The organism is Abyssibius alkaniclasticus (assembly GCF_020447305.1).
Lineage (GTDB): Bacteria > Pseudomonadota > Alphaproteobacteria > Rhodobacterales > Rhodobacteraceae > Abyssibius > Abyssibius alkaniclasticus.
This window is the reverse complement of sequence record NZ_CP095732.1, coordinates 1326723-1345058: the sequence shown is the minus strand read 5'-3', so window position 1 is coordinate 1345058 and position 18336 is coordinate 1326723. Positions and strand designations below refer to the sequence as shown.

The window sequence follows — 18336 nt, the reverse complement described above, 5'->3', positions numbered from 1 at the left end:
TCATCCAAACAGGTTTACGCGCAACAAGGGCTTATTCGTATGTTAGTGGGGGCCATGCAGCCTCATTTGCACCGCTAGGTCAATAGTTTGCGTACAGGTCGCGCGTGATATGCACAAAACTTACTTCAAACGGTGTAAATCGCGAGTTGATGAACTTTGATTTGCCCGATCGGTTGACGCAAATGGATAATCAGTCGCGCGCGCTTGGCAGCAAATGCATTTTCCGGTGCTTCCATTAAATGCACACAAAGCCCATCGGCGCTGATCGGCCAAAATGCAGATGCGAGGTCTGTTGGCTCACCCGCATTATTAAATATGCGCAAAAAAACATCGGCATAGAGCGCATAATCCGAATGCACTTCAGCCTCTAACACAATCATTCCTTTGCTTTCCAAGATGCGAATGTCCGATTCCAAGGTCAACCAATCACAGCCTTCTACTTCCAGGCTCAACGGCACGGCTTCGCCTCCACCTACGAGCACATCAGCTGTCTGTGTGGTGCAAACGGCTAGTTTTTCAGTGAGTTGGCTGAAACCGGGCTTAAGCTTTGTACGACGGCCGACTGTAAAGTGTTTAGACAGCCCTTCAAGCAGGTCCATTCTGCTCGAGGTTAGTGAGTCGAGGTTTTTTGCTGCGCTCAGGAACAAATTGCGCGCGTTCGAAAGGTAGTTCATTCGCTTTGCCTTCCCAATTCTGTTGGCCTTGCTTGACCTGGGTGGCAAGCTCGAATCATGTTATGGGAGTATGTATGAAACATTAGCCGCTAGGTCTATCTAGTCGGCAAGCAAGGCTAAAAAATATTGCATATTTGCTACATTGGTAACGAGCTCTATCCAGTTGATCGCGGCGGCATTGCGCGGCTCATTCACAACATGGCGCTGCAGGTGTTGAATGAACTGCCAGATGCACATGTGCATATTTTACTGCCAGTTGAATATGCGGACCGGATCGACGGCATTGCAGCCCATTTTCCGAACCGCATTCATTTATGGTGCTGCCCAAATCAAGCCGAAGTCAAAAAACGGCTCGGCGGCGCAGAAGATAGTCAGTTGAATGGAATAGGTCGGCACCCCCAGTTATTTTGTGAAGCGGCGGCATTTTTGTTTGGCGCTTTGGATATTGAAACCGCGATCGGTGCTAAGCTAACCCATATCGAGGTGCCAGATCATCTGGGGTATGGAAACCTCATACTAACGGCACGCGAATGTGGCCTTGCATTTCAGACTGCAGAAATTGCCTGCCGCATCCATTCGTCGTTTTCTGAATTGTTGCGCTTCGAGCCTGACTACTATCCAACTGATAGCTGGCACGCGGCGCGTATTGATATGGAGGCGGAATGTCTAAGGCTTGCCGACCGCATCATCGCACCTCTCGAAGCTATTGCGACGATTGTTGAAGAGAGCGCAGTATTTCCAGCCGGCAAACAGGTTGAAATCAATTTCCCTGCTGTGTTGTCTAAGGCGCCAGATCCAGAACCTTTACCAGAAAACCATGCCCCGGATTTTGTATTTGCGTCTCGGTTTCAACCATTCAAACGCCCCGACCTCTTCATTCGCGGCGCGGTACAGTTCCTTGATAGAAACCCCGATTATTTGGGGAAACTTCGGCTGATGGCCTACGCCTTCGAACCAATGTATCTAGCAGGGCTGCGAATGATGGTGCCCCAACGTTACAGTGCAAAAATCCTGTTTGAAACTGACCTTTCTGAACAAGCGCGCCACGCACGTTTGGCAAGCTCGATTGTGGTGCAGCCATCTGCCTATGAATCGCTCTGCCTTCTCGCCTATGAGATTGGTGCAAAACAACGACCGATTTTACTTGCAAAAGACTGTGCAGCCTTCGCAAACGAGCCCCGCTGGAGTCACAAAAATAATTGCCTTCTATTTGACCCATCCCCAGATGGGTTGGCCGACACCATGCAGACCGCGCTAAGGTGGCGACCAACAGCATTAGTATCGAGCAACCCTGACCAGGTTTGGATGCAAAATGGTGAGAGCCCACGCAAATCACCAACTAATGCCTCAGCAGGTGCAGTTCTTGTTGGCCCAGTTTCCGACCCTTCACAAATTCCAAAAATACGCACACTTTCCCACCGTATTCCCGCCAATTGGGCGCTTCATGTATATACGATTGGCGTTGACTTGCAGGATGCGTTTGATAACCCCGAAATCACCTGCCATGTTGCAGATGCCAGTCACCAGCAAAGCAAGTTTGTTGAGCGTATCTTAAGCACGCTCCATGACGATGTTGTTTGCCTAACGACACCCGATGCTCTGCCACACTCAAATCTGCTTGAAGCCGCTTGCCGATTAGATGCAGCGACAGTGCTTTCGGCTTTGACGACTCAGAGCGGAAACCTCAACTGCTTCGCGGGCCGAGCACCAACTCTTGCACTTCAAGACTCACGTCTGGCGCCAAGCTGCCTGTGTTTGCATCGCAATGAGGCGCTGCGACTGCTCGCCAAACTAAACAACGCGCGGCGGATAGTGGCTAATCTTGTAATGGCGCTTCAGAATGACAGGCTCAACCTAGTCATTGCGCCACAGGTTTGGATCGACCAAGAAGCTTCGCCGTTTAAAAATCCCGAAGATATACGTTTGCATGGAACTCAGCTTCGGCACGCGCAGCGACGTATTGATCCTGCCAGGACGCTTGGCATGGTCGATAGGGCCAACGGCACATCGCTACCCCTCCTGAACGAGGCACCAGTCGAACTTACTCTCGCTTCCGATGACACGCCGATTGGCGATAAAATTGATCTGACAATTCCTGCTGGAGTGACAACCATCGCGCTGCAAAGCAATACCCCTCTTTGGGGGCATATGCTGCGTTTTACCGTTGTGCCAGGCGGTGACGTGCCATCCCAACCCATTTCGCTTTCACTTACTTCGCGTGACGGCACCGCTTCAATAGGCGACACACAAATTCTCTCGCTCGCGTTGAACCGCCATCAACTCATTCTGGCTGGCCCGTTTTATGAGACTGCCGAGCTTGAATTCACCTTTGAAAGGTCGGCCGAAGTTGCGCCAGTGAGCTTTTCGCTGCGTCGCATTAAACGACTGTCGCCCGCCTAGGGTAGGCGCCTTGCAATGGCCGCATTGTGCCGATAGCATCCGGCGTCTTTAAAGGATGAAGAACCAGATGGACAAATATATTCTTCGCAAGGCTCCAAATGGATACTTGGTTTTTTCGGTGCGCGAAATGGGTCGTAAACAGCTAGTTGGCCAAGTGGATCAAAAAGGAAAATTTGATTTGAATGATGATTCAACCGCACCGGCAGACCTCGAATTGGCCTTGAAAAATCGCTTGACGCTGGAGGCAGAACTGAGCGCCACCGACACTCAATCACGCTTGCTCGCGCTTGCCGACTTGATCGGTGAAACCTGCCAATTAATTGATGACGATACATTGAGGCTGAGCGACGCATCGGCAGATATGCTAATTAAAGCTGCCTACGATCTACGCAGCGCCGTCGTTTCAGCAAACATCAACCAACAAATTGAAAGCGGCAACTCTGTAGCGCAAACCCCGGAATACCACCTGGATTCTGCCTTGCATTTGGTGCGCCAAAACAAAAATTCCGAAGCGCTCGCTGCGCTAAAGCAGGCTGAAATGGCAGGCTATAGCAATCGTGCCTACCTCAACGAAATCAAAGCAGGAATACATCTTAGCCTGAACGATATTGACGCAGCGTTCGATGCGCTCAGCCTTGCCTGCGCCGCACATGCAAGCCCTGCTCGGCCGGCGCGCGCGCTACTGTCGCGGTTCTTGAAGAAGGGACATAGCGCGTTTTTTGCGGGTTGGCTCACGGCATTTGCCGACGGTATCGAGCAGTCTTGGGTGCATGGCCTGCAGGCGCAGATTGCTCTGCATGAAGGCAACGAGTCCAAAGCGATTGAAGAATACAAAACTGCACTTACGCTTGACCCAACCAACTTGAACTCGGCGCGCGCCTTAGTTGATATGGCGTTTCGCACAAATGATATGGCACTTGCACGCAAAGTCTTTGAAATTGCAGATCAAACCGTGACCGAAGCCGCGCATATGCAAAACGCGCTCGCCCGGTTGCGGATGGATGAAAAAGACTTCGAATCCGCCATGAACGCCACGGCATCGGCAGTGGAACAAGAGCCTGACAATTCAAACTTCTGGTTCGTTCGGGGCGTTTCGCTGCGACGAGGCGATAAGTTGACCGAGGCACTGGCGGCCTTTGAAACCGCTGTGAACCTCAACCCAAACGCGGCGTTTTCTTTTTACAATCTAAGCCTATGCGCGGCCCAATTGGTTATGAAGGACCGCGCGCTAAGCGCAGCAAAGCGCGCTGTCGAACTGGCGCCTGAGAACACCATTTTTGTCACCAATCTTGTCGCCCTTGGCGGTAAGGAGCCAACCGTTTCGCAAGCAGCATCAAAGCCCAGCAAGACAATCAAGACAGTGCCAAAAGCAAAGCCTCAAACGGTGAAGAATGCCAACTGGCCCCGTCTCGGCTAAAAGTTAGCCCGCACCATAGAGTCTCTCCTTAAGCCAATGACAAATTTTACTGGCGTCGAGCTCCATATCGAACAGATGCGCCTGCCGGTCATCAACATCGCGTTTTTCGCCAGCAAACTCACGTTCAGCCACAAGGAACTCGGGTAGCATAATACCCTCGGATTCCCATGTGCCGGGCCGCCTCATTACATCCAACTGCGCAACAGCCGACGAGATATAAACTAGTTCTGGTCCTTTCGTGAACCAACCAACTTTGGGCTGTGTTGTGCCGAGCGGCGTTACATAAGCGTCGGTTTCGCGCGCGATCAAGATTGTTTCTGGCAAGCTGACGCCGGAAAGATTAAGAACGTCACTGGGCTTTGAAACAGCCACGATAATCCGCGCGCACATTCCGTCCAAACGGGTAAAAGCATTCCGCCAAACCGGAGGTACGCTTGGCTGGTTGGCTGACAGCGAAAATGCGTCAAGAACACAGACCACATCATCAAACTCTGCCTGCAAGAAGCGGATCACCTCGATCAGCCCAGTTTCCTGCCCAAGCCAACTTTTGTCGCCTGCTCTCAGGCCAAACCAGACGACACGGCCGCCTCCCTGAACTTTCGCAAGCCGCGTGATCGCCGCCGTGTTGGTCTGCACATGCGAGGCACAAACACGTGCGATGCGATCTTGCAAAGGTTGCGAAATAAAGTAGCCGCCCACGGTCAGCAAGAGTGCGTCAGGATCAAATGGCACCGAGTCTACATTGCCCTCAATACGCTCGGCTCCCAACGGAATATGAGCAACTTCAGGAAAATATCTCGCAAGGCTCCGAAGAACTCCGTTCCAGCAATGTGCATTGCGGCGGCATTCGCCATCGAGCCAAAGCTCAATTGCCGTTCCAAGCCGGTGTAGAAGTTCCAAACATGATGCGCGAAATTTTCCGCCGTGTTGATATTCAGAGTTATCTTGCGGGGGGCAGTATTTTTGTCGTCGCGCTGGCGAACAGTTTGCCGTGATGCGTTGTAAGCTGTCGCATTCGCTGCGAGTCGGGTGATATACCTACTGAGCAGGTTATTCATATGAAAGTCGTCAAGCATATGGCCAAGCCGCGCGCCAAGATCAACGATCAGATTTTCGCCGGGATAATACAACATAAACGGTCGTGACCCAGCACCAGCTGTAACAAAAATGAAGGGTGACGCTGCTGCAAATGTAAAAACATTGCGACCATTGGTATAAAAGCTGTCAACAACCCCTACATCCCGCCCATCACCTTCCAGATCAGGTAGGTCGAACTGGCCGGAATTAATAATTCTGTTTTGAAAACAACATTCTGTCTCGCGCTGTAATACAGTTTTCTTCGCTCGCTCATTAGGGTATTTTGCGCCTTCAAGATAAGCACCCCAATCGCCGTCTATCGCCTGTGCAAGTGAGCTGTGCAACTTGCGCAATGATTTCGTTTCAATCCCGGTAGATTTCATTAGCGCGCGATCTTGCGCCCAAATTCGCGCGATATTGACCCGGGTGACACTATTCATAAGCCTGATGACGAAGATCTTCACCGTATTGTTGTCGGGCGGGACAATCTCGGGAAGCGGAGAGCCTGCGACATACGCATTCCAAAGTGCTTCGCAATCGCCATAGGCGGGCATGCTCATTTCGATTTCAAATTGACGCTCGTAGCGTTTCAGCAAGGTTTCTAGCGGTTCATGCGCACGCAATTCAAAAAAGATTGTAAGAATTATTCTTTCGTGAAATCTCTGAATGCGATCCAACTCGCGTGAAAGATTAGCTTCGGGCGTTACGCACGGTATCTCAGCTTTGGGCGCCTCGAGCGACAAACGGTTGTTTGGATTGTGAATGACCGCTTTTGAAAATGCGTCAAGCCGTCGCGAAATACTGTCATCGTCAGCTGGAATTTCTGAGTAGTAGGTTGCAATTTCATTCCAAGCTGTCCCAAGATCGCTCACACCAATTTCGAGCGCGCGCTCAAGTGCGGCAATGGCCATTTCTGACCTGCCTAAGCCGTGAAGGGCTTTCGCCCGTGCGCGATGGAAGCCCGCGACAAGCGCTAGGCGTTCCTGTTCTGCATCTAAAAGCTCATGCCATTCAAGCGCAGTTTGTGGTTGGATCCAGCCCTCAATACCCGCCCAAATTTCGCCACTCAGGTTTGGCGCCGAGATCAGTCGCCCATAGAGCGCCCAAGTCGCAGTATTTGGATTTGTGTAATCGAGTAGGCTAGTCTTCAAGTATAAGCACTCGGTGAAGCCGAGCTTATACCCATCTTCTAAAACTGCATCAGCCTGTTCTTGGTCATTCTGTCGCAAAAACAGTTTATACATCCTATGATACAGTGCTCCCGTCATTGCGATGCGTTGGCTATGCGTCGTATTAGCAGAAATTGCTAGTTTACAGATCTCAGCGGCGCGCGCATCGCTAAGCGCGTTGATACTCCAATACGCCATCATACGTGTCCAACGCGGATACATTGCAGGAAAATCCGGTAGTTAACCAAGCAAATACTCTACCGCGTCCGCATTACCCTTTATAACCCGAAGATTGTAAGCGACCTCTTCCACCAGCGGCCGCCGCGCAGCCAAGTTCGCATCGCTTGTGATGAACTCAATCGCCTCGGCATGCGCTCCAATTTTGTAAAGTTGCCCTGCTTTTTGAAGCGGAGTCATGCCGGTCATATCCAAATGGGAAATTATTTAGCTTCGTTTCTACTATCCAGTTTGTACACTATCGAAAAACGATGAACACTGCGGCAATTTTATCATTAAGAAGGGGCTGCGCCCAACTTTGGACGCAGCCCCATACTAAGCAATCCCGCCCTTAGGCGTGAATTTTCGATACGACGCCTGCGCCGACGGTGCGGCCGCCTTCGCGGATGGCGAAGCGCAGGTTGTCTTCCATTGCGATCGGGGCGATCAGTTCAACGTCGAACTTCAGGTTGTCGCCCGGCATCACCATTTCCGTGCCTGCCGGAAGAATGACCGTGCCGGTCACATCCGTCGTGCGGAAGTAGAATTGCGGGCGGTAATTCGCAAAGAACGGCGTATGGCGGCCACCCTCTTCCTTGGTCAGGATATAGGCCTGAGCCTCGAATTTGGTGTGCGGCATGACCGATTTCGGCTTGCACAGAACCTGCCCGCGCTCAACGCCCTCGCGGTCAATCCCGCGCAGCAACACGCCGACATTGTCGCCAGCCTCACCACGATCCAGCAGTTTGCGGAACATTTCCACGCCCGTGCAGGTGGTTTTCTTGGTGTCGCGGATGCCGACGATTTCAATCTCGTCGCCAACATTCAGCACGCCACGCTCGATACGGCCGGTGGCAACCGTGCCGCGACCGGAAATCGAGAACACATCCTCGATCGGCATCAGGAAGGGCTGGTCAACCGGGCGCTCGGGCTGCGGAATATAGTCATCAACCGCCTTCATCAGCGCGCGGATCTGGTTCTCGCCAATCTCCGGATCACGGTCTTCAAGCGCGGCAAGGGCCGAGCCTGCGATGATCGGGATATCGTCGCCGGGGAATTCGTAGCTGGACAGCAGCTCGCGGATTTCCATTTCAACCAGCTCAAGCAATTCGGCATCGTCAACCTGGTCAACCTTGTTCAGGAAAACCACCATCGCCGGAACGCCAACCTGCTTGGCCAGAAGAATATGCTCGCGGGTCTGCGGCATCGGGCCATCGGCGGCGTTCACCACCAGAATGGCACCGTCCATCTGCGCCGCGCCGGTGATCATGTTCTTCACATAGTCGGCATGGCCGGGGCAATCCACATGCGCATAGTGGCGCTTCTCGGTCTCATATTCGACATGCGCGGTCGAAATCGTGATCCCGCGCGCCTTCTCTTCCGGGGCCGCGTCAATCTGGTCATAGGCGCGGTAGTCACCAAAATATTTGGTGATCGCCGCCGTCAATGACGTCTTGCCGTGGTCAACGTGACCGATCGTTCCAATGTTGCAATGCGGCTTATTCCGCTCAAACTTTGCCTTCGCCATGACCAAAATCCTTATTCTGCGAATGCCCCCGGGCGGGGGCGGTCAATTGTCGGGGGTCAGATAGTCGTCCTTGGCAGAAAAATCAATGCCCAATTGCAAGCGGGCTTGCCCGTGTCAAGCCGATCTGCCAAGCCTTGCACATGCGGATCATGATCTCATTTGCGGCCCTGCTGCTTTCGGTTACGCTTTTGCAGCTGCATTCGGGCGCAATGGGGCCGCTGGATGCTTTGGCCGGGCTTGGCTATGGCTTCAGCTCAACCCAGGTCGGCCTGCTCGGTTCGGCGCATTTCGTCGGGTTTTTCATGGGCTGCTGGTGGGCGCCACGCCTGTTGGGTGCGGTTGGCCATACGCGCGGTTTTGCGGCCTTTGCCGCACTTGGCACGATCGGCGCATTGGCACATCCGATTTTTGTTGGCCCCTATGCCTGGGCCTTGCTGCGCGTCATGACCGGGCTGGCCGTTGCCGGCTGTTTTACCATTGTCGAGGCCTGGCTGCACGCCAAGGTGACCAACGCCAACCGCGGCCGTGTGCTGGGCGCCTATCGCGTGGTGGATATGGGCGCGTCGTTTGTGGCGCAACTGCTGATCGGTGTCCTCGATCCTCTGTCCTATATTTCCTACAATATCATGGCCATTCTGAGCAGCGCGGCGATCTTGCCGCTCATGCTCACCCGCTCGGTGCCGCCAAGCCTGCCCGAAGCGCCGCGGCTGCGCCCGATCAAGACGATATTGCTGTCGCCGCTTGCGGCTGCCGGTGTTGTTGTGGCGGGCATCACATCGCCGGCCTTTCGCATGGTCGGGCCGGTTTACGGGCAGGAAGTGGGGCTGCGGGCCGATCAGATTGCCCTGTTTCTGGCAACGGCCGTGGCAGGCGGGGCACTCAGCCAGATACCGGCTGGCTGGCTTGCCGACCGTTTCGACCGCCGCCATGTGCTGATCGGCATTTCGCTGGCGGCGGTGGCGGTGTGCCTGGCCACCGCGTTCTTCGGGCAGGTCAGCCCGGGCATTGTCTTCGTTGCCGCCTTTCTGTTCGGCGTCACAACATTTCCGATCTTCTCCATCTCATCGGCCCATGCCAGCGATTTTGCGTCCGTGGAAGACATGGTCGAGGTCGCCTCGTCGCTGATGTTTCTGTATGGCATCGGCGCGATTGCCAGTCCGCTGCTGGCCTCGGTGCTGATCGACAATTACGGGGCCAGCAGCCTGTTTTTGATGATGGCGGTGGCCCATATCTTCCTGTCGCTCTTCGGGCTTTACCGAATGCGCAGCCGCCCGACCCGCAAGCGCAGCGCCTATAGCTATGTGCCGCGCACAAGCTTTGTGCTGGGTCGCCTGTTCAGGCGGCGAAATGGCGACCAATAGGCTGGAATGCCGCCACGCCTTGCGCTAAAGCAGCCCAAACCCTGAAGGATTCACCATGACCCGCACGCTTATCACTTCGGCCCTGCCCTATATCAACGGCATCAAGCATCTGGGCAACCTGGTTGGCAGCCAATTGCCATCCGATGCCTATGCCCGCTACATGCGCGCGCGTGGCCATGAGGTGATGTTCATCTGCGCAACGGATGAACATGGCACCCCCGCCGAGCTGGCCGCCGCCAAGGCGGGCAAACCGGTCGATGAATTCTGTGCCGAAATGTGGCAGGTGCAAAAGGACATTGCCGATGGGTTCCGCCTGTCATTCGACCATTTTGGCCGCTCGTCATCCACCCGCAACCGCCACCTGACCCAGCATTTTGCCGGTCGTCTGGCCGATGCAGGGCTGATCGAGGAGGTCAGCGAAAAGCAGGTCTATTCCCACGCTGATGGCCGTTTCCTGCCGGATCGCTACATCGAAGGCACCTGCCCGAATTGCGGCTTTGAAAATGCGCGGGGCGACCAGTGCGAAAACTGCACCAAGCAGCTTGACCCGACCGACCTGATCAACCCGCGCAGCGCGATTTCGGGCAGCACCGACTTGGAAGTGCGCGAAACAAAGCACCTGTATCTGCGCCAATCCGCCATGCGCGCCAAGCTCACCGAATGGATCGAGACCAAGAAAGACTGGCCGATCCTGACCACCTCCATCGCCAGGAAATGGCTGAATGACGGCGACGGCTTGCAAGACCGTGGCATTACCCGCGATCTGGCCTGGGGTGTGCCGGTGAAGCGCGGCACCCAGGACTGGCCGGGGATGGAGGGCAAGGTCTTTTATGTCTGGTTCGATGCGCCCATCGAATATATCGCCGCCACCGCCGAATGGGCCGATGCGCATGGGCAGGATGATGCCGCTTGGCAGCGCTGGTGGCGCAACGATCTGGGCGCCGATGATGTGCGCTATGTCCAGTTCATGGGCAAGGATAACGTGCCCTTCCACACCCTGTCCTTCCCCGCCACGATCATGGGCTCGGGCGAGCCTTGGAAGCTGGTCGACTATATCAAAAGCTTCAACTGGCTGAATTACGAGGGCGGCAAATTCTCCACCAGCCAGGGGCGCGGTGTGTTCATGGATCAGGCACTCGAGATCATGCCGTCCGATTACTGGCGCTGGTGGCTGCTATCGAACGCACCAGAATCCAGCGATGCCGATTTCACCTGGGAAAGCTTTCAGGCAGGTGTGAACAAGGATCTGGCCGATGTGCTGGGCAATTTCGTCAGCCGTGTGACCAAATTCTGCAACAGCAAATTCGGCCCTGCCGTGCCGGGCGCTGGCAGCTATGGGCCGGCCGAGGCGGCGCTGATTGCCGAGCTTGAAACCCGGCTCACTGCCTATCAGGGCCATATGGATGCCATCGAAATTCGCAAAGCCACGGCCGAGCTGCGCGCCATCTGGGCGGCGGGCAACGAGTATTTGCAGGCCGCCGCCCCCTGGACGCTGTTCAAGACCGACCCGGACGGCGCGGCGGCAATCATCCGACTCGCGCTGAACCTGATCGGCCTATATGGCGCCCTGGCAGCGCCCTTTGTGCCAGATGCGGCGGCGACCATACAGGCCGCGCTCAACACTTCGGGTGCCTGGCCGGCCAATGTAAAATCCGCAGTTTCGGCCCTTCAGCCCGGCCACGAATTTACCGTGCCCGACGTGATGTTCGCCAAGATATCCGATGAGGCGCGTGCAGCCCTTGAAGCCCGGTTTGCAGGCGAAAACGCCTAGGCGCGATGCGCGCCCGCGGCCAGTTCGGCCACAAACTCCAGCACCTTGGCGGTGGGTTCACCATCGCCGATCTTGCTGACAATGGCCGAGCCGACCACCGCGCCATCGGCAACCTCGGCAATCGCCTGCGCGCCCGCGGGGGTTCTGATACCAAAGCCGACGCAAACCGGCAGATCGGTCGCGGCCTTGATGCGCGCCACTTCGGGCGCCACGGCAGAGGCATCGGCCTCGGCCGCCCCGGTAATGCCGTTGATCGACACATAGTATATGAAGCCAGAGGTGTTTTTCAGCACGGCGGGCAGGCGGGCATTGTCGGTTGTGGGTGTGGTCAGGCGAATGAAGTTCAGCCCGGCAGCCTGCGCGGGCAGGCACAGCTCGCTGTCTTCTTCGGGCGGCAGGTCTACCACGATCAGCCCGTCGACGCCCGCTTCAACCGCTGCGGTGACAAAACTTTCCACGCCCATCGCGAAAATCGGGTTGTAATAGCCCATCAGCACGATCGGTGTGGCATCATCGCCCGCACGAAAGGCGCGCACCATGTCAAGCACGCGGTGCAGGGTCATGCCTGCATCGAGCGCGCGCTGGCCGGCAAGCTGAATGGCGGGGCCATCGGCCATCGGGTCGGTGAAGGGCATCCCAAGCTCGATAATATCCGCCCCCGCGGCGGGCAGGCCTTTTACAAGCTCCAGCGAAGCCTCGTAGCCCGGATCGCCCGCCATCACGAAGGTCACAAAGGCCTTGCGGTTCTGGCTTTTCAATTCGGCAAATCTGGCATCAATCCGGGTCATGGGCGGCTCCTGTCTGTTGAAAACGGGTTTGGCCCAATGCAAACGGGAAATCAACTTGCATTTGGCGATTTCCGAACGATTACGCCATGTGCAATCCAGGATCCGACTTCAGGTGCGCTTAATGACCTTTTGTTCTTTGCCGCAGTCCTCGCATATTCCAATTCCGCGATCAAAATCGCTTGTTGTTTCCAAGGCCATCGTTACGCGGTTTGCCTGTTGGTGCCGAATTTCAAGCGAAGCGGCGATACAAGCGTCGCAAATCGCTTCCGGGTAACGCCCTGAAATGTAGCTGTTAACTTTGTATGCAAGATGCATGTCATTTCCTGTTGGCTATTCTTATGGCCCATAGTGCGAGCTGCGCCACAAAGGATCAAGATTCTCCTGCGGTTCCCGAACGGTTTTCCAGACTGATTGCGCGAATCGCCCGGTTTGGGGCAAGCTGGGCCAAAGGAGCCGCCCTATGGCGACCATCCGCTTCACAGCAAACCTCGCCCGCCACCGCCCGGTGCCAGAACTGCTCGCCAGCGGTGAAACCCTGGCCGCAGCCCTGCAAAACGCCCTCAAAGACGACCCGCTGCTCGCCGGCTATGTGCTTGATGAGCAGGGGCGGTTGCGCAAGCATGTAAACATCTTCATCGATGGCGCGTTGCTGGCCGACCGCGTCAAACTGTCAGACCCGCTGCAACCCGACGCCGAAATCTACATCATGCAAGCCCTTTCAGGAGGATGAGATGAGCGACCGTTTACATGTTGGCACCCGCAAAGGGCTGTTTCACTACACGCGCGGCGCAGATGGCTGGCAGCTTGCCGGTCCGCCCGCCTTTCTGGCCGGGCCGGTCACGGCCTTCATGGTCGACCCGCGCGACGGGGCGCAATATGTGGCGCTACAGCATGGGCATTTCGGCTGCAAATTCCACCGCAGTCAGGACAATGGCAAAAGCTGGCAGGAATTTCCCACCCCCGCCTACCCGGCTTCCGATGCGCCCGACGCGCCCGCGCTGGACATGATCTGGGTGCTTAGCCCCGGCGGGGCCGACCAGCCGGGGCTGATCTGGGCCGGCACCCTGCCCGGCGGCTTGTTCAAATCCGCCAACCGTGGTGAAAGCTGGGAACTGGTCGAAAGCCTGTGGGCACGCCCCGAACGCGCCAAATGGTTCGGCGGCGGCTACGACCATCCCGGCATCCATTCCATCATCACCGATGCGCGCGACAGCCAGCACATAACGCTGGGCGTGTCTTGCGGTGGCTGCTGGCACAGTTTTGATTGCGGGCAAAGCTGGGCGCAGGCGGGCCACGGGTTCAACGCCGCCTTCCTGCCCCCCGAACAGGCGAGCGACCCAACCTCGCAAGATCCGCATTTCATTGCCGCCTGCACCAATGCGCCCGACCGTGTGTGGTGCCAGCACCATTGCGGCGTCTATCGCTCCGATGATGGCGGCATGAACTTCACCGAGTTGCACAACGTGCCGCCATCGAACTTCGGCTTTGCCGTCGCCGCCCATCCGCATGAGCCGGATACCGCATGGTTTGCACCGGCGGTGAAAGATGAATGCCGCGTGCCGGTCGATGGTAAATTCGTCATCACCCGCACCCGCGATGGCGGGCAAAGCTTTGAAGTGCTGGACAATGGCCTGCCCAGCGCCCCCAGCTACGACCTTGTCTATCGCCATGCGCTGATCGTCGATGAAACCGGCAACAGGCTGGCCACGGGCTCGACCACCGGCAACCTGTGGCTGAGCGAGAATATGGGCGATAGCTGGCAACAGCTTTCCAGCACCCTGCCGCCCATCGCCACGCTGGCCTTCAGCTAGGCGACAGGCGAAACGCTGCAACGCGGCGCGGGCGCGCCGTTTCAACTTGTGCAATAGCACCGCGCCGCCACCGATGGCGTTCGCGCAATTCCGGCTTTGCCCCTTGACCAAAACCACCCCTCGCCCCTAGATGCGCCCCAGGTTTAGTTGCGCACAAATTGGCAAGGGGAAGTGGAAATGGGTTTCAAGACCGGAATCGTGGGCCTGCCGAATGTTGGCAAATCGACCCTGTTCAACGCGCTGACCCGCACGGCTGCTGCGCAGGCCGCCAACTTCCCCTTTTGCACGATCGAGCCGAATATCGGCGAGGTTTCGGTGCCCGATGCGCGGCTCGACACGCTTGCTGCCATTGCAAAATCCAGGCAGATCATTCCCACACGTATGACCTTTGTCGATATTGCGGGCCTTGTGCGCGGTGCGTCGAAGGGCGAAGGGCTGGGCAACCAGTTCCTGGCCAATATCCGCGAATGCGACGCCATCGCCCATGTGCTGCGCTGCTTTGAAGATGACGATATTACCCATGTCGAAGGCCGGGTTGACCCGGTCGCCGATGCCGAAACCATTGAAACCGAGCTGATGCTCGCCGATCTGGAAAGCATCGAGCGCCGCCTTGCCAATATGCAGCGCAAGCTGCGCGGCGGCGACAAGGAAGCCGCCGAACAGGCCGATTTGCTGGCGCGCGCCAAGACGGCACTGGAAGAAGGCCGCCCGGCGCGCACTGTCCGCATTGGCGCGGATGAAGAAAAATCGTGGCGCATTTTGCAGCTTCTGACAGCCAAGCCGGTGCTGTTTGTCTGCAATGTGGAAGAAGCCGCCGCCGCCAAGGGCAATCGCCAATCGGCCCGTGTGGCGGAAATGGCCGCCGCGCAAGGCGCGGGCTGCGTTGTCATTTCTGCGGCCATCGAGGAAGAAATCAGCCAGCTTGATGCTGACGAGCGCAGCCTGTTCCTTGAAGAACTTGGCCTGCACGAGGCCGGGCTCGACCGGCTTATCCGCGCGGGCCACGACTTGCTTGGCCTGCAAACCTATTTCACCGTTGGCCCGAAAGAGGCGCGCGCCTGGACCATTCCGCAAGGCGCAACCGCCCCACAGGCAGCGGGCGTCATTCACGGTGATTTCGAGCGCGGCTTCATCCGCGCCGAAACCATCGCCTATGACGATTTCATCGCCCATAATGGCGAAACAGGCGCGCGTGAGGCCGGAAAGCTGCGCGCCGAGGGAAAGTCCTACATCGTCAAAGACGGCGATGTGTTGCATTTTCTGTTTAATACCTAGCCGTTAACCATCTCTACATCTGCGTTAACCACAGATTTCAGCCAAGCCTTAACGCCTGCCCTTCACCCTGATCCTCGGGTGAAGGAGCAAGTAAATGCGAGCAAGCGTAACACGTTTGTCCGCGCAGTTGGATTCTGCCGCGCGGCAATTGCTGGGGTGCAACAGCCTTGAAGTTTTAACCATCGGCACGCGCAGTTTTGTGATTGCGGCGGGCGAGGCGGATGGCGGGCTTTCAAGCTACGAGATCATGGCCAATGGCAGCTTGCAGCCCCGCGCCGATGTGCTGCTGAGCGCCACATCGGGCACGCAATCGGTGCGCGGCCTGTCAAGCTATACGGTCGATGGGGTGAGCTTTGTCATTCCCGCCGGGCGCTATGATGACAATACCACCATTTATCGGGTCGAGGGCAATGGCATCCTGACCCCGACGGCAAGCTATAATTTCGCCAATCTTGTCTCCACCTATGGCACCAGCACCGAAGCGGGAACCTTTGTTTATACCGTTACCAGTGCCGGGGGTGGTGTGGGTGTTTCGCGGCTGAACAGCAACGGCACCCTGTCAAATATCAGCTTCATGGCAGATAGCTACGCCTATGCGCTGAATGATGTTTCGGCCATGTTCAGCGCCAGGCTGCATGGCAAAGACTTCATGTTCGCCGCATCGACCTTTGATGCCGGGGTGCAAAGCTTCATACTTGGCGCACAGGGCAATGCAACACCAGCCATGCTGCGCGATGACAGCGAGATCGGGTTTTTCAACCCCTCCGCAATGGTTGCGGTGCAAATCGGGCCACGCGGCTTTCTGGTCATGGGCTCGGCGGGCACTGACGAATTGATCGTCATGCGGGTGTCGCAGGGCGGCAAGATGAAAGTGGTCGATCGGCTGGTCGATACCAATGACACACGGTTTGAACAGGTCAGCACCATGAAACTGTTCCAGTATGAGGGAAAGAGTTTCATACTTGCAGGCGGCAGCGATGACGGGTTTTCGATCTTGCAAATCGACTATCGCGGCCGGCTGCATCTTGTCACCACCGTCGCCGATGATTTTGACACGACGCTCAACAATATCGACGATATCGAGATTGTTGAAATCGGCGGGCGCATCTTCATTTTTGCAGCCAGTGCGGCTGAACATGGCTTTACCCAGTTCGAGCTTACGCTTGATATTGGCGAAACCATCAATGGCGGGCGCGGGCGCCAGACGCTCGTCGGCACGGCGGGCGATGACATCATCAACGGCTTTGGCGGGCGCGACATTCTGGATGGCGGGGCCGGCAATGACATTCTGATCGACGGGCGCGGCCGCGACAGTCTGACCGGTGGCGACGGGGCCGATATTTTCCAGTTCCGCGAAGACGGCCAGCGCGATGTCATCACCGATTTTCAGATCGGCATCGACCGGATCGACCTGTCAGATTTTTCCATGTTCTATTCGATCTATGATATCGGGTTCAAAAGCCTGAAAAACGGCATCATGCTCACCGTCAACAATGACGAGATCCGCGTCATGACCGACGATGGTTCAAGCCTGACAGCAAGCGACTTTTTGGCCGATGACTTTATTTTTCTCTAGCTAGGCGGCTGGCCCCATCCAGGGGTTCAGCACTTTGGCTGGGTCGATCAAATCATCGCGGCCCACATTCTGAATGTCGTTATGGCCCATCAGCGCCATAGTGACATCCAATTCCTTATGCATGAAGGCGAGCATTTTTTCCACGCCGCGCTGGCCTTCTGCGCCGAGGGCATAAAGGTAGGGCCGCCCGATAAAGGCGCCTTTCGCCCCCAGGGCCACGGCTTTCAGCACGCTCTGGCCCGAGCGGATTCCGCCGTCAAACAGCACTTCGATCTTGTCGCCGACCGCATCAACAATTTGCGGCAGCATTTCAATAGAGGATACCGCCCCGTCCAACTGCCGCCCGCCATGATTGGAAACGATAATCGCATCCGCCCCGGTTTCCACGGCCTTCCTGGCGTCTTCGACGTTCAAGATGCCCTTCAGGATCATCTTGCCGCCCCATTTTTTCTTGATCGCCTTGACCTTCTCCCAGTCGAGCGCAAGGTCGAACTGGTCGCTCGTCCATTCCATCAGGCTGTTCATATTGGTCACGCCCTTGGCATGGCCGACGATATTGCCGAATGTGTGCCGTCTGGTGCCCAGCATCCCCATGCCCCAGCGCCATTTGGTGCTGAGGTTGATCAGGTTCTTCACCGTCAGGCGCGGCGGTGCGGTCAGATCGTTCTTCAAATCATTATGGCGCTGCGCCAGAAGCTGAAGGTCGAGCGTGACAATCAGCGCCGAACACTTGGCGGCGCGCGCGCGCTCGATCAGCCGGTCGGAAAATTCCTGATCACGCATCACATAAAGCTGGAACCAGAAGGGTTTGCCGGTTTCGGTGGCCAGATCTTCGATGGAGCAGATCGACATGGTCGACAGGCTGAAAGGCACACCAAACGCGTTGGCAGCCCGTGCGGCCTTGATCTCGCCATCGGCGCATTGCATCCCGCACATGCCCACAGGGGAAAAGGCCAGCGGCATGGAAACCGGCGCGCCCAGCATTGTGCTGGCAAGGCTGCGGGTTTCAAGGTTGACAGCCACCTTCTGGTTCAGGCGGATGCGCGCAAAATCCTGCTCGTTGGCGCGGTAGGTCTGCTCGGTCCATGAACCCGAATCGGCATATTGGTAAAACATGCGCGGCACGCGGCGGCGCGCGAGGTTCTGCAAATCGGCGATATTGGTGATCACGGGCATATAGTTCTCCTTGTCCGGCCCGATAAATTTACCGAAACGGCGATAATGGCAAGCCCTGCAACGCGGTTTTGGCTGGTCATGGGCCAATAAATCGACT

Annotated in this window: 16 protein-coding genes; 8 read left to right on the top strand and 8 right to left on the bottom strand. The window is 56.5% G+C overall.

Annotation, left to right across the window (positions count from 1 at the left end; genetic code table 11):
- Positions 1–125: 125 nt before the first annotated feature.
- A complete protein-coding gene (locus LGT41_RS06825; RefSeq protein ID WP_274129371.1) occupies positions 126–674 on the bottom strand; it encodes a hypothetical protein in 549 nt (182 codons plus the stop codon).
- A gap of 126 nt (positions 675–800) precedes the next feature.
- On the opposite strand from LGT41_RS06825, the gene LGT41_RS06820 reads away from it, so the two are divergent.
- Positions 801–3074, top strand: coding sequence for a glycosyltransferase family protein (locus tag LGT41_RS06820; RefSeq protein ID WP_274129370.1), 2274 nt, complete (start codon positions 801–803; stop codon positions 3072–3074).
- A 67-nt stretch (positions 3075–3141) separates the two neighbouring features.
- A complete protein-coding gene (locus LGT41_RS06815) occupies positions 3142–4491 on the top strand; it encodes a tetratricopeptide repeat protein (RefSeq protein ID WP_274129369.1) in 1350 nt (449 codons plus the stop codon).
- Positions 4492–4494: 3 nt separating this feature from the next.
- Here LGT41_RS06815 and LGT41_RS06810 read toward each other — a convergent pair whose 3' ends face one another.
- The 4 genes from LGT41_RS06810 to tuf all read right to left on the bottom strand — a co-directional run bounded on the left by LGT41_RS06810 (position 4495) and on the right by tuf (position 8481).
- Complete coding sequence (locus LGT41_RS06810) at positions 4495–5199, bottom strand: hypothetical protein (protein WP_274129368.1); 705 nt, start codon at positions 5197–5199, stop codon at positions 4495–4497.
- 29 nt (positions 5200–5228) lie between these two features.
- Positions 5229–6938 carry a hypothetical protein gene (locus LGT41_RS06805; RefSeq protein ID WP_274129367.1) on the bottom strand — a complete coding sequence of 570 codons (1710 nt, stop codon included), beginning with the start codon at positions 6936–6938 and terminating at the stop codon, positions 5229–5231.
- 39 nt (positions 6939–6977) lie between these two features.
- Positions 6978–7154, bottom strand: a complete 177-nt coding sequence (locus LGT41_RS06800; RefSeq protein WP_274129366.1) for a hypothetical protein — start codon at positions 7152–7154, stop codon at positions 6978–6980.
- A gap of 151 nt (positions 7155–7305) precedes the next feature.
- On the bottom strand, positions 7306–8481 hold the full coding sequence (tuf, locus tag LGT41_RS06795; RefSeq protein WP_274129365.1) for an elongation factor Tu: 1176 nt from the start codon (positions 8479–8481) through the stop codon (positions 7306–7308).
- Between the two features lie 149 nt (positions 8482–8630).
- Between tuf and LGT41_RS06790 the strand changes: the two genes are divergently transcribed.
- Positions 8631–9842 carry an MFS transporter gene (locus tag LGT41_RS06790; protein WP_337993028.1) on the top strand — a complete coding sequence of 404 codons (1212 nt, stop codon included), beginning with the start codon at positions 8631–8633 and terminating at the stop codon, positions 9840–9842.
- A gap of 55 nt (positions 9843–9897) precedes the next feature.
- Positions 9898–11613 (top strand): methionine--tRNA ligase, encoded by a 1716-nt coding sequence (gene metG / locus LGT41_RS06785; RefSeq protein ID WP_274129363.1) that lies wholly within the window; start codon positions 9898–9900, stop codon positions 11611–11613.
- Here metG and trpA read toward each other — a convergent pair.
- Positions 11610–12401, bottom strand: coding sequence for a tryptophan synthase subunit alpha (gene trpA / locus LGT41_RS06780; RefSeq protein ID WP_274129362.1), 792 nt, complete (start codon positions 12399–12401; stop codon positions 11610–11612). The two genes, metG and trpA, sit on opposite strands and share 4 nt — an antisense overlap.
- 108 nt (positions 12402–12509) lie before the next feature.
- Positions 12510–12716: a hypothetical protein gene (locus LGT41_RS06775; protein ID WP_274129361.1), complete on the bottom strand. Its 207-nt coding sequence runs from the start codon at positions 12714–12716 to the stop codon at positions 12510–12512.
- Positions 12717–12861: 145 nt separating this feature from the next.
- On the opposite strand from LGT41_RS06775, the gene LGT41_RS06770 reads away from it, so the two are divergent.
- The 4 genes from LGT41_RS06770 (at position 12862) to LGT41_RS06755 (ending at position 17063) form a co-directional block, all read left to right on the top strand.
- Complete coding sequence (locus LGT41_RS06770; protein ID WP_274129360.1) at positions 12862–13131, top strand: MoaD/ThiS family protein; 270 nt, start codon at positions 12862–12864, stop codon at positions 13129–13131.
- 1 nt (position 13132) lies between these two features.
- Positions 13133–14212 (top strand): WD40/YVTN/BNR-like repeat-containing protein, encoded by a 1080-nt coding sequence (locus tag LGT41_RS06765; RefSeq protein WP_274129359.1) that lies wholly within the window; start codon positions 13133–13135, stop codon positions 14210–14212.
- 177 nt (positions 14213–14389) lie between these two features.
- Positions 14390–15487 (top strand): redox-regulated ATPase YchF, encoded by a 1098-nt coding sequence (ychF, locus tag LGT41_RS06760; RefSeq protein WP_274129358.1) that lies wholly within the window; start codon positions 14390–14392, stop codon positions 15485–15487.
- 94 nt (positions 15488–15581) lie between these two features.
- Complete coding sequence (locus LGT41_RS06755; protein ID WP_274129357.1) at positions 15582–17063, top strand: calcium-binding protein; 1482 nt, start codon at positions 15582–15584, stop codon at positions 17061–17063.
- Here LGT41_RS06755 and LGT41_RS06750 read toward each other — a convergent pair whose 3' ends face one another.
- The gene (locus LGT41_RS06750; RefSeq protein ID WP_274129356.1) at positions 17064–18239 is read right to left on the bottom strand and encodes an alpha-hydroxy acid oxidase; all 1176 of its coding nucleotides are present in this window, start codon (positions 18237–18239) and stop codon (positions 17064–17066) included.
- Positions 18240–18336: the final 97 nt, after the last annotated feature.

Coding starts and splice junctions, on each gene's coding strand:
- LGT41_RS06825 (WP_274129371.1), bottom strand. CDS start 674: ATGAACTACCTTTCGAACGCGCGCAATTTGTTCCTGAGCGCAGCAAAA.
- LGT41_RS06815 (WP_274129369.1), top strand. CDS start 3,142: ATGGACAAATATATTCTTCGCAAGGCTCCAAATGGATACTTGGTTTTT.
- LGT41_RS06805 (WP_274129367.1), bottom strand. CDS start 6,938: ATGATGGCGTATTGGAGTATCAACGCGCTTAGCGATGCGCGCGCCGCT.
- LGT41_RS06800 (WP_274129366.1), bottom strand. CDS start 7,154: ATGACTCCGCTTCAAAAAGCAGGGCAACTTTACAAAATTGGAGCGCAT.
- tuf (WP_274129365.1), bottom strand. CDS start 8,481: ATGGCGAAGGCAAAGTTTGAGCGGAATAAGCCGCATTGCAACATTGGA.
- LGT41_RS06790 (WP_337993028.1), top strand. CDS start 8,631: ATGATCTCATTTGCGGCCCTGCTGCTTTCGGTTACGCTTTTGCAGCTG.
- metG (WP_274129363.1), top strand. CDS start 9,898: ATGACCCGCACGCTTATCACTTCGGCCCTGCCCTATATCAACGGCATC.
- trpA (WP_274129362.1), bottom strand. CDS start 12,401: ATGACCCGGATTGATGCCAGATTTGCCGAATTGAAAAGCCAGAACCGC.
- LGT41_RS06775 (WP_274129361.1), bottom strand. CDS start 12,716: ATGCATCTTGCATACAAAGTTAACAGCTACATTTCAGGGCGTTACCCG.
- LGT41_RS06770 (WP_274129360.1), top strand. CDS start 12,862: ATGGCGACCATCCGCTTCACAGCAAACCTCGCCCGCCACCGCCCGGTG.
- LGT41_RS06765 (WP_274129359.1), top strand. CDS start 13,133: ATGAGCGACCGTTTACATGTTGGCACCCGCAAAGGGCTGTTTCACTAC.
- ychF (WP_274129358.1), top strand. CDS start 14,390: ATGGGTTTCAAGACCGGAATCGTGGGCCTGCCGAATGTTGGCAAATCG.
- LGT41_RS06755 (WP_274129357.1), top strand. CDS start 15,582: ATGCGAGCAAGCGTAACACGTTTGTCCGCGCAGTTGGATTCTGCCGCG.
- LGT41_RS06750 (WP_274129356.1), bottom strand. CDS start 18,239: ATGCCCGTGATCACCAATATCGCCGATTTGCAGAACCTCGCGCGCCGC.